The 11,848-nt window shown below is 56.8% G+C and carries 7 protein-coding genes; 4 read left to right on the top strand and 3 right to left on the bottom strand.

The genetic code is table 11. The features are described from left to right. Positions 1-525 precede the first annotated feature (525 nt). Positions 526-1,977, top strand: a complete 1,452-nt coding sequence (locus B5G16_RS05210; RefSeq protein WP_143260832.1) for a hypothetical protein — start codon at positions 526-528, stop codon at positions 1,975-1,977. 563 nt (positions 1,978-2,540) lie between these two features. Here B5G16_RS05210 and B5G16_RS05205 read toward each other — a convergent pair. Next, positions 2,541-2,855 (bottom strand): DUF3853 family protein, encoded by a 315-nt coding sequence (locus tag B5G16_RS05205; RefSeq protein ID WP_087261918.1) that lies wholly within the window; start codon positions 2,853-2,855, stop codon positions 2,541-2,543. Positions 2,856-3,507: 652 nt separating this feature from the next. On the opposite strand from B5G16_RS05205, the gene B5G16_RS05200 reads away from it, so the two are divergent. Next, positions 3,508-4,725, top strand: coding sequence for a site-specific integrase (locus B5G16_RS05200; protein ID WP_087261916.1), 1,218 nt, complete (start codon positions 3,508-3,510; stop codon positions 4,723-4,725). Positions 4,726-5,708: 983 nt separating this feature from the next. Here B5G16_RS05200 and B5G16_RS05190 read toward each other — a convergent pair. After that, complete coding sequence (locus B5G16_RS05190; RefSeq protein WP_087261914.1) at positions 5,709-6,395, bottom strand: response regulator transcription factor; 687 nt, start codon at positions 6,393-6,395, stop codon at positions 5,709-5,711. Next, positions 6,385-7,860, bottom strand: a complete 1,476-nt coding sequence (locus tag B5G16_RS05185) for a sensor histidine kinase (RefSeq protein WP_087261912.1) — start codon at positions 7,858-7,860, stop codon at positions 6,385-6,387. The genes B5G16_RS05190 and B5G16_RS05185 overlap by 11 nt, the downstream gene beginning before the upstream one ends. A 150-nt stretch (positions 7,861-8,010) precedes the next feature. Between B5G16_RS05185 and B5G16_RS05180 the strand changes: the two genes are divergently transcribed. Beyond that, positions 8,011-8,871 carry a GLPGLI family protein gene (locus B5G16_RS05180; RefSeq protein ID WP_087261911.1) on the top strand — a complete coding sequence of 287 codons (861 nt, stop codon included), beginning with the start codon at positions 8,011-8,013 and terminating at the stop codon, positions 8,869-8,871. 13 nt (positions 8,872-8,884) lie between these two features. Beyond that, on the top strand, positions 8,885-11,464 hold the full coding sequence (locus B5G16_RS05175) for a TonB-dependent receptor (RefSeq protein WP_087261909.1): 2,580 nt from the start codon (positions 8,885-8,887) through the stop codon (positions 11,462-11,464). Positions 11,465-11,848 lie beyond the last annotated feature (384 nt).

The following is an 11,848-nucleotide window of genomic DNA, read 5'->3' as shown; positions in this document are numbered from 1 at the left end:
GTGCGGTCCTACTTGTTCCCACTCGAACAACAGGCACCGCCAAGCGCCTTCCCTCAAAATGGAAATACAAGCAGTCCGCACCCATACGGATATGTGCACAGACCGTGCTTATTTTCCCTTGAGGCTGGCCTTCTGTCAGAATGACCAAACAAAATTGGCGGTTTCGTTGTTCAAGGAATCCTAAGATTCACGCATCTATTATCATGTCGCAGGCCCATCACAGGCTTGCTCTACAAAGGTAATAGAAATTTTCGCACAATCCGCAGGGTGCGGTGGGATAAATCAACTGCTTGTCAAATTTTTCATGACTTTCGCTCGCTTCTTCGAAGGCAAAAGTATAGTACGGAAAGCTCCTCTCCGTACTGCCATACGACCGGATTTCAGCCGGAATACCGACAAACTCCGCATCCCGTAAAATACGACTGAATACAGGCAAATAATGCGGGAACGAAACAAAGATTCATTCCGGATTTTTCCGTGGATTCCGAGAATTGGCTACCTTTGTTTCGAGAAAAACAGGCTCCGATGTCCACATATAATAACGACTACCGTACCATGTCCTGTGCCGACCGGCTCAATGCAATCCATCGCCTGCGTCTGCTACGCAATACGACGGGGGAATTGTCGGTTCACACCGGCATACAACTCCGCAACAACAGTTTCAGCAAAAAGGCGCCGTTCATTGCCCGCTGCATATACAGCGAGTTTTGCCGGGAGGTCCACGAGCGCACACATGCGGATCTTGAGGACTTGATGAACCGTTACTGTACTGCATCGCGCAGCTTTGAAAAGATTGCCAAGACGCGCAATGCCCAACCCGAGTTCTACCGCGAGGTGTTGCGATGTCTGCTCGATGAACGCTTTGCTGCTTCCGAAGCCGCAAAACCCTATCGCGCCGCAGCAGAATCTTTTCCCGATGTGGACACGGCGCTTTTTACCCTGCTGGTTCTGAACGTTATTCCTTCGTTTCAGGCCAAGAGCGGCGACGTTGACCCGAACATGCATCTGGGACACCTCATCCAACTGCGCGACTATTTCCAGCCTCTCTATGAAGGGAGTCGGGTCTTTGGATTTACGCCCTATCTGACGGAGATGTACCAGGACTCGGTACGACGCATCCGGAAGGGCGAACTGTACACGCGTCTGGAGCTTATTCACTTCACGGAGGAGATTATCGCCAATCTGGAAAACAATCTGATCCCTTCACGCTTGTTACAGGCCAACAGTTATTACGCCCAATACAAGATACAGCCCGATCTGACACAGGGCTTATGGGGTGAATATGGCCATTGCGGCACGAAAACCGTATATTGGACGTTTGAAACCCTGGGTAATGACTTCATTGTAACCCGAAGAGAATATGACCGGGCTGCCGAACGGATCACGGAAGCCCGTTATGAATTGATCTTATTTCGGGAAGAGGAGGATATCTTCTTCCGTCTGCTGCGCCAATCCGAAGTAGAGCATATCTGTAAGGGAATTCCCATCCCGGAACAATCCTATATGCAGGGTATTTGCAGGATTGACGATTGGCAGCACCCCATGTCAATCGAATGGATATTCGCGACAAACCGTTATGATAATTTCCCGACTCGGATGATTCGCACGGAGGATCCTGTCGTTGAATTGGCGGCCAGGGAGCATTGGAACATTGTATGCGTGACGGGCCATTACGAATATCTGTCGGTCGAACGGGTCGTATCATTCCAACATGTCTATGTCGAGCGTTCGAGCCAACTCACGGAATCGGACGGACGGAAGATTCTCTCCTGGTATAAAATACCACGCGAAGGCTTGCTGCTGGAAGAAGATCTCATGCAGTCGACCATCTCCCATATCCGACATGACAATCGCGACTATATCTGTTTTATCTCCCTGAATCTGTCATTGGATGTAACCGACCCGGAGACATGTGCAAGTGCCGGGATTGAGATAACGGATCATATAGAGGTGATTGCCCCGGTCGAAGAGGTGTGATGATACAGTTTTCATTCCATGCTGCCCTTCCCCTTTGGGCGCGACTAGCCGCAGTTGCCGGAGGGCCTTTGCGTGAGGGTTTACCTGTGGTAATTTGTCCTGACCTTGCGTTGTCCGTCCGGCGGCTTATCTTTGCGGCGTCATGTTTGAGTCGCTTCACCTCTTGGGCGTTCTGGCGTGCTTGTTCGTCGAGAGTCGATCTTTTGCGTGTCAGACGTCATACGCCTCGACATTCCTTTGCGTCGAGTCAATGCGCCGCTGGTTCCGTTCGAATTCTAACAGTTCCTCCAACTCCGACAGCCACCTCGGCGATACCTTGCCCTTCATCAGTACGTAGCGCTACTTCAGATCATTGTCATACCGGCCGCGATCACACCCTGGCCAACTCCGAGTGGAGCGTCTTGATGAGGGACTTGTTCAACTCCTTGTACATCTAAAAGAAAACATTGTTCCGGATGACTGGAGTGAAATTATTAAAAAAGGTGAAAAATAATAAACAGCAAATAAGGCAAATTTATTTCTTATAAATTTGCCTTATTTGGTGATATCAGATGCTTTACCGTTTACCTGGAATTGTTCCGTCTTCCGCCAATTTTGCGTCCCGCCAATTCAAGAGCAAGGTCTGCATCTACAATAATCTTTCGTCCAATTTGGGTTACAGCTTTGTCAATCCTGCCACTTTGTTTAATTCGGTTCGCTGTAGGTAAACTGCATCCAAACAACTCTGCGATACCTCGAAGTCCATATACATATCGCTTTGTTGCGACAGTCACGGTCTTAACTTGTGGTTCCACAGGGTTCCCGTACTGTTGAAGAAACAAAAATTCTTCTCCTGTCATTTGCCATAATGGCTTTGCTAACAATTCCTGAATATTCATAATTAGTAATGGTTTTGTTTAACAATAGATCGACTTTCGATCAATTGATGAACAAAAATAACTGAATAAGGCAAATCGCATATAATGATTTCTTGGGCTATTCTATTATTCATTAAACGCATATCAGAATCCTCTTTTAGGGCTATTAAATGCGTTTCCGCAATGAACTTTTTCCCTTTTTCGGTTCTCTAGTACAAGGTTGATCATATAAATGGATGCACCCAGAATTTACACCCAAATTCACACCCAAATTTTAAGTCTTCAAGTAATATTCTGCGATTATCCACTTTTCTTCAGATATGCAATATGCTACTAATTAACAGACAAATACAGCTGTATAGCATCTTGCAAAATTATAAGTACAAGTCCCCTACGCACCGCCAGGGACCGATAAGAGAAGCCGGGCAAAACCGGAAGAGAAGGTCCGAATGAAGCAAAAGCCTTGTAAACGATGAGTTTACGAGGTTTTTTGTTTTTGGATTATCTGCATGAGAAAGCAAAAAACAACCGGCAGCGGGTGTCCAAATCGGTGGACTTTTTCCGAGAGCCGAACCGTCCACCGAATAAGCGTTTAACTCATTGATTTGCATTGTATTTCATCTTGACGCAAAAGGCTCTTGAAAGTAATTTTGCAACCTGTAAATACGATGTTATGGAAAGGACAACCTGCACGCTGATTTACTACCTGCGCAAGACCCGAATCGACAAGGAAGGGAAAGCGCCGATTTATGTACGCCTCACAGTCAACGGCCAACGTGCCGAAGTTTGTGCCCGGGCCCGCATCTTGCCCCGGTATTGGAATCAAGCCCGTGGCAAGGCTGTGGAAAACAACCGGGAGGGCCGTGAGATCAACCGGCTGCTGGAGGCCATCTCGTTCAATATTGCGCAAACGCGACGCACGCTGGAGGCAGAAGGGAAAGAGATTACGGCTACGGGGATTATGGATCGCTACCTGGGCAAGGACCTTCCCGAACGCCATACCCTGATGGAGGTCTTTCGGGAACACAACAAACGGTGCCGGGCTTTGATCGGAATCGACTTCACCGCATCGACCGTACAGCGTTACGAGAGTCTGATGCGCATCACGGGGGAGTTTCTGCTAAAGGAGTATGGCTCCGAGGATCTCTATCTGGACGAATTGCCGGTCCATTTGGTCGAGGATTATGAGTTCTACATGAAGACCGAGAGACGATGCGTTCACAATACGGTGATGAAGAATCTGAAAAACTTCAAGAAGATCATCCGCATCGCGCAAAGCAACGGATGGGTTCCGAAGGACCCGTTTCACGGCAAACATATCCACATGGAGCCGGTCGACCGACCTTTTTTGGAGAAACAGGAGTTTTTGTCGATGCTTCACAAGGAGATCTCTATTCCCCGACTGGCGCAGGTCCGCGACATCTTCTGTTTCTGTTGTCTGACGGGGCTGGCCTTTACGGACGTGCAACAGCTCAAGGCGGAGCATCTCGTGGTGGACATCCACGGCAAGATCTGGATTCGCAAGGCGCGGCAGAAGACCAAGAACATGTGCAACATTCCGCTGCTTGACGAGGCGCAAAAAATTATCGACCGTTACAGGGATCACCCCTACTGCCAGACGCACGGCGTGCTGCTTCCCGTATGCAGCAACCAGAAGATGAACTCCTACTTGAAGGAACTGGCCGACATCTGCGGCATCCGCAAGAATCTGTCGACTCATTGTGCGCGCCATACGTTCGCAACCCTGACGCTGGCCAGCGGCGCGACGATCGACAACGTCGCCAAGATGCTCGGCCATGCCAATGTCAACATGACGCGCCGCTATGCGAAGGTCCTCGACTCGTCAATCATGCGTGACATGGAGGTCGTTGCTGAAAATATGGCGTTGTAACCCGTCGGAACATTTGAGGAATTTTCGGAACGCCCGGACAGCAAAAGAGACAAGGCGCCCTGTGCAAACGAGGACAAGAGCAGTTCTCTTGGCATCTTTGCATGGGGTGGCTATCTTGCTGGACCGGGCGGCAGTGACGGTGTTCATTGTGCCTGTGTAGTATAAAATGAGGTTGGATCAGTGCCGATTCATGGACCTTTTCTTCCTTTCCGAATCTGCTGTTGTTGCTCCTCGCAGGTTTGTACATTGGCTAATCCCAAAACCGCATCCAGCGGATGGATGGACGGCCCCGGCCTGCCCCCGGTTGACCTTCTCCTCGTTGTAGCGGATAGCGCCGCCGACAGTCGCTCCCGTCCTTATATTCGCAACCATCCTTCGGCCTGTTTGGTAAGATCACGAATCTCGATGCTCAACGCTTTCAGCTCGCGGGTATGCTGTTCCAACGCAGCAATCTGGCGCGGAATCGAGACATTGGAGAAGTGTGCGACTTGGGAGAACCCCGTCCGCCTCGCAGAGCGAGCGTTTTTGTCGGACAAACCGCCGGTGACAAAAACACAGCTCGCTCCCGTCAGGCGACGGGTACAGTTTCGGCATCCGTAGAGGACAATTCCTCTCCTGAAAAAGCAGATCCGAAACGAAAAAGCACGGGCGGATTCTCCGCTGCAATATTACGAGGATATTCAGGGATTGAAAAGCGCTGTTGGCGGCCATGCAAGACCTCCGGAGGACACCGGGAACCAATCCCCCGAAAACCGCATTACCTTGCGGGCAAACGTCCAACAATCCATCCATGAAACTGCTATTGTATTTGTTCATTGATCCTGTTTTTCAGGATTTCGGGAACAGTTTCCGGCATCTGTTCCTTCATGATGAAATGCTTCCCTTTGTTCGTGCCGGACCCTTTTCCTGAACGCACGAACCCGGAAGTTCGTGCGTGAGCGCTCTCTTGAACGAAGCTGTTATCTCTACGCTTTTCTTCTACATCAGCACAACAACTTATAACCGACGCCCCGGGCGTTGACGATCCGTACCGAAGGGTCGGCGGCCAACCGGCGGCGCAGCCGCGTGATGAAGACGTGCAGGCTGCGGGCGTTGAAGAAGGTGTCGTCGCCCCAGATGCGTTGCAGGATCAACGGCGTCGGGACGACCTCGTCCGGATGCTCGCAGAGCAATTTCAGAATGTCGGCTTCGCGGGCCGAGAGTTCCTGCGTATGGCTGCCGTCGTTGAGCCGCTGCCGGGCAACATCGAACGCGAAACGTCCGATCCGATAGTGTGTCGCGGGACTTGCATGTGCAATTCTCGAACGTCCGACCAGCGCCTTGACGCGCACGACCAGTTCGCTCATGCCAAAGGGCTTGCGCAGGTAGTCGTTGCCGCCCGCTTCGAATCCGTGGACCACATCATCGACGGCAGACCGGGCCGAGAGAAAGAGAATCGGAACATCGGCCGAGCGGCGCCGCAGCGCTTCGACAAACGTGAAACCGTCCATGCCGGGCATCATGATGTCGGTCACGACGACGTCGGGACGTGCCTCGTCGAAACGGCGCAGCCCTTCGACACCGTTGTAGGCCACCGAGACGTCGAACTCCTTCTCGCCAAGCGTGTCGGCGATGATGTCGGCCAGGGTCTGCTCATCCTCGACGAGCAACATGCGGATCTTATCGTTCATCATCGGAAAGCGTCAGGTTAAAGGTGGAGCCGCGGCCCGGGACGCTCTCCACCGTGATCTCGCCGCCGTGCTTGCGGGCGATCAGCCGCACATAGTAGAGCCCCAGTCCGAAGCCCTTGACGTCGTGGCGGTCGCCGGTCGGCACGCGGTAGAACTTTTCGAAAATATGGGCCTGTGCCGTGCGGTCGATGCCGATGCCGTCGTCCGCGACGCGCAGTTCGACCCCTTTTGCAGTACGTCGGGCCGAGAGGCGGATCCGCACCTTCCCGCCGGAGTATTTCAGGGCATTGTCCACCAGATTGTCCAGCGCATGCGTGAGGTGGAAACGGTCGGCCGAAACCTTTAATTCAGGGGGTACGACCTCTACGGAGATCATGGCCCGGGGTCCGCCCTTCATGCGGAAGCGGCCAGCAACCTCTTCCAGCAGCGGCCGAATTTCCAGTTCTTCGCGGCGGAGCGAGATTTCGCCGCGCTCCTCGACGCTCATCGTCAGGATGCGCTGCACCATGCCGCCCAGGGCGGCCAGCTGCTCGCGGATGACCGTGAGGTACCGTGTCCGTTTGGCCGCATCGTCCGCCGCCCCGAAGTCGAGCAGAGCGTCGTTCGCAGCGTTGGCCACGGCGATCGGGGTTTTCAACTCATGGGTGATGTTGTGCGTCAGGTCGAGGCGCATCTCTTCGAGCGTTTTCTGCCGGAAGAGCGTCCGCAGCAGGTAGATCAGCGCCCCGGCCACCGCCGCGAGCATCAGGAGCGACGAGCCGATCACTCCGGCCATGTCGCGCACAAGCTGCCGGTCGGGATTCTCGATGCGCAGGCGGAAACAGAGCTCTTCGTCGGTCGTGAGCGAAGTCGTGAAGGTGAGCGGGTCCGTGAGCCGCAACGAGTCGTTACGCGCGGCAAGCACCACCTCCGGATCCGTCAGCGGCTTCGTCGTAAAGAGCTTCACCAACGTCGTGCTGTCGGTGGGGCCGCGCACGACATCCACCTTGTGGGGCAGGTCGATGCCCGCCGCCGCAAGGTTGCGCGTGAGCAGCGAGTCGTAGCGCGCCATATTGAGCCGCAGGACATAGACGGGCGGGATGCGGATCTCCTGCCGGATGTGGCGGGTCGTTTCGCCGTTCGAGATGCTGATATCGTGGTGGATCGTATCGGTTTTGGGCGTGAAAGAGAGGCTCTTGCCCGCTCCGGCGAGGTTCTTTACCGCAATCTCCTGAATCATGTCCACCCGGATCGAGTCGATGTTGCCCGACGAGGAGAAGGTGATATGGCTCTTGTGCCCGGAGGGTTTGTTGCCCAGCAGCAGGTCGTCGTAGGCGGCGCGGGTCATGGCCTGCATGACCTGCCGCGAGAACTCCTCACGGCGAGTATGGTACATGTTCACAAGGCTCCACACCTGCACGGCGACGAGCACCGCCAGCGTGGCGGTAACCAGAAGCGATATGCGGCCGAAGCGACGTTTGTTCATCCCGATGCGGCGTTTTGTGCGAAACAAAGGTACGCATAAAAACGCCACGGCCGACGGCGTTAAGACTATTTAACACTCCTTAACGGAGCATTAACCATCGCCTGCCGGATTTCCTCCGACCTTTGTCTCGGAACCAAAAACAATCCTGCCATGAAAAGATTTGCGTGCTTCGTCATCGCATTGTTTGCGACGATCTGGGCGCTTCGGGCCCAGCAGACCATCGTTACCTATACGCCCGACGGCGTCAAGACCTACGACACGGCCGAACCGCCCAGCGAACTGCTCGACACGACGCAATTCGTCGTCAGCTACCGCATGCTCTACCGCCAGCGCCCCGAGAACGAGCACCCGATGGAAGACCTCCTGCTGCTCCAAATCGGGCGCAACGTTACGAAATTCTACTCCTACAAGACGTGGCAGACCGACTCGCTCGTGCGCGTCACGCCGCCCGAGCAGGTGATGGCCAACCTCGGAAGTTTCCACGGCGGCGTGCAGGACGTCCTCTTCCGAAATGCGGCGGCCGGCCGGCTGACCCACACCGACCAGATCGGCATGGATCATCTGCTCTACACCGAGCCGCTGCCCGACTGCGGGTGGGAGCTTACCGACGGCGAGCGGACGATCCTCGGCTATGCGTGCCGCCGGGCCGCCTGCACCTTCCGCGGCCGCAATTACGAGGCGTGGTACACGCCCGAGATCGCCGTGAGCTGCGGACCGTGGAAGTTCGGCGGGCTGCCGGGTCTGATCCTTGCCGTCCGTGACGCCGCCGGGGTGCTCGAACTGGAAGCCACGGGTGTGGAGCAGCGCGTCGAGCCCATCTGCATGACCGACCGCAACTACATGAAAACAAACCGGAAAAAGTACCTTGAACTCAAACAGAAGGTGATGACCGATCCGGTCGGCTACCTCGCGGGCAACTCCAACGTGCGGATGACGATCAAGTCGGAGGACGGCACGCCTCTCAACCCGGGCGACCTGCTGCGCGGCTACAACGCGATCGAACTCGAATAACCTGCCGTAACGCATGAAGTGGATCGCATTTTTCGTTGTGTCGCTGATAGTTGCCGCAACAGCATCGGCGCAGGGACTGACCGGGCGGATCGTGGATGCGGCCGACGGGCGGCCCCTTGCCGGGGCCATCCTGCTGGCCGCCGACAGCACGGGCCGGCAGGCGGGTTACACGACCTCGGCCGCGGACGGCAGCTTCCGTCTCCGCCCGCGTCAGGGGATGCGGGCCGCATGGATCGACGTCTCGATGATGGGCTACCGCGCCCAGCGGTTCGACGCCGCCCGCCTGCCGCAGGAGATCCGTCTCGAAGCCAGTGCCGTGGAGATCCGCGAGGTCGAGATCCGGGCCCCGCGCCTCTCGCTGCGGGGCGACACGGTGAGCTACAACGTCGCGGGCTTCACCGAGGCCCAGGACCGCACGATCGCCGACGTGCTGCGCAAGATGCCGGGCATTGAGGTCGAAAAGACGGGCGAGATCCGCTACAACGGCGAAGCGATCAACAAGTTCTACATCGAGGGAATGGACATGCTCGACGGCCGCTACTCTCTGGCGACGAACAACATCGCCCCGCAGGATGTGGCCAGCGTCGAAGTGATGGAAAACCACCAGCCGATCAAGGCGCTGCGCGACGTGCTTTACAGCGACCGTGCGGCCCTGAACCTCCGCTTGAAGAAACAGGCCCGATCGCACTGGACCGGAACGCTTCGCGGTGCGGGCGGCTGGTCGCCCGACGAGGCGTTGGGCAGCGGCTCGGTATTCGCCATGCGTATCGCCGCCCAAAGCCAGACGATGTTCAACCTCAAAGGCGACAATACGGGCGAGGACCCGACGTCCGATCTGCACCAGCTCACGGTCGAGGAGCTGCTCAACAGCGCCGACAATCGCTGCGAGACTCCCGAGTGGTTCTCGACGGGGCTCTCCGAGGCGCCGCTCGACGATCGCCGCACGCGGCTGAACCGTTCGGCGATGGCCAGTGCCGACCACCTGCGCAAACTCACGGACGACTGCCAGTTGAGCGGCCATGTCGCCTACGGCTACGACCGGCTGGCTTCGGACTACGCCTCGCGGATCGTCCGCTACCTCTCCGACGGGGAGCTGGCCGAAGAGCTCGCGGAGCAGGCCCGGCTGACCGACCGGCAGCTGGCGGCACACGTGAAGTTGTTGGCCAATACCGAGCGTTTCTACCTCATGGACCGCCTTTCGGCCGACCTTGCGTGGAGCGACTTCGACGCCGCCACGACGGGCAGCTATCCCAACCGCCAGCAGGCCGAGGCTCCGGCGCACCGCGTGGAGAACGACCTCAATTACATCCGCCGCACGGGGCATCGCACGCTGACCGTGACGTCGAACCTCTTGTGGCTCACGCAGCCGCAGCGACTGGATGTCGTGCGCGAGGGCTCCGCGCAGCGGCAGCGGCTCGACATCGACCTGCTGCGCATGAACCACAACGTCGCCTGGGGGCTGGGGGCCGGGCGCCGCTGGTCGTTCCAGTTCAAGGGAGGCCTCGCAGCCCTCTGCCGGCGGTTCGACAGTTCGTTGAGCGGCCTCGGGGTCGAGACCTCCGCACCGCCTGCCGCCGATACGCGCTTCGGCTACGGGAGCCTCTACCTGCGGCCGACGGCCACCTGCCGCACGCAGCGGCTGCGGCTCATCCTCGCCCTGCCGGTCGACTGGCGCTGTTACCGCTATACGGGCGGCAGCAGCACGCCGCTGCTCTGGTCGGCCAACCTCTCGGCCCGCTGGACTCCATCGGCCTGCTGGGCGCTCTCGGCATCGGGAGCCGCAGGCGAACAGGGGGCTGCCGACGCGACGATTTACCCTGCCGTCCTGCTGCGCGACTACCGTACGCTGGTCTCCGGGGTCGCATCGCCCGTATCGACCCCCGTGCGGATGCTGACGGCCGGCGCCAACTACAAGAACCCGCTGAACGGAATCTTCGCCCACCTCTTCCTCCAACGCTCGTGGTACGACCTTCCGTGGCTCGCCACGCAGGATTTCGAGGGCGACTACATCGTCTCGGGACAACTCCGCGAGACGAACCGCATGGTGTCGTGGAGCCTCGCGACGGGCGTCAGCACCAACATCGATGTCCTGCACGGTCAGGCCGGGGTCGACCTCGCGTGGAACGACACACGGATGGAGATCAGCCAGCAGGGGGTTCGGATGCCCTACCGCTCGGGGGTGCTGACCCTCTCGCCGCGCGTGAACCTCCGTGCGGCCCGCTGGCTCAATGTCGAATATACGTTCAACTACCGCTACACGCAACTGCGGATCGAATCCGCCGCCCCGACCGACCGCCATGCGTTCGACCAGCGGCTGCAACTCAATCTGACGCCGGCCAAGAATCTGCTCCTGCAACTGACCGGTGAGCACTACCGCACGCAACTCTCCGACACGCGGAGCAAGCACCTCGTGCTGCTCGACGCCTCGGTACGCTGGAAGGTGGGCGAGCGATGGGAACTATGGGCTTCGGCTGCGAATCTGCTCAACGAGAGGGAGTACGCCTACACGCTCTTCGACGGGTTGAGCTCTTCGGCGAGCCGCTACGCCATTCGGCCGTGCAACCTGCTGCTGGGTGCAAGCTGGAAATTCTGAAAAGGGGCCCTTGCAAGAGTCCTTTTTCAATTCTTTTGCCGTCCGATTTTCCGTGTTTTCATGAAAGAGTAGTTCGGAAGTCTCCCGCGCTACGATCACCGATCGCCGGACAACGTTTTACAACCGCGCATCATGCTGATAACCCTTACGGCACCGGACGGATACCCATCTCCCCTGCGTACCGCAAACATGTTGCAAATCAAACAGCCATATTTTATTCTTGAATTAATATCAGGGGCCCGTTCGATCGCTATGTCATCGTAAGAACAAGAGTGCGATCGTTCTGTTATTCGCCCGATCGACAAGACGATACGAAGGAACGAGTATTACACACTCCGCATTGCCGGATGTGGAAGCGCTACAATTCAGAGAGGATTGCAGCCG

Source organism: Alistipes sp. An66, from assembly GCF_002161445.1.
Classification (GTDB): Bacteria; Bacteroidota; Bacteroidia; order Bacteroidales; family Rikenellaceae; genus Alistipes; species Alistipes cottocaccae.
Note: the sequence above shows the minus strand (reverse complement) of the source record. Positions and strands in the feature narration are given on the sequence as shown.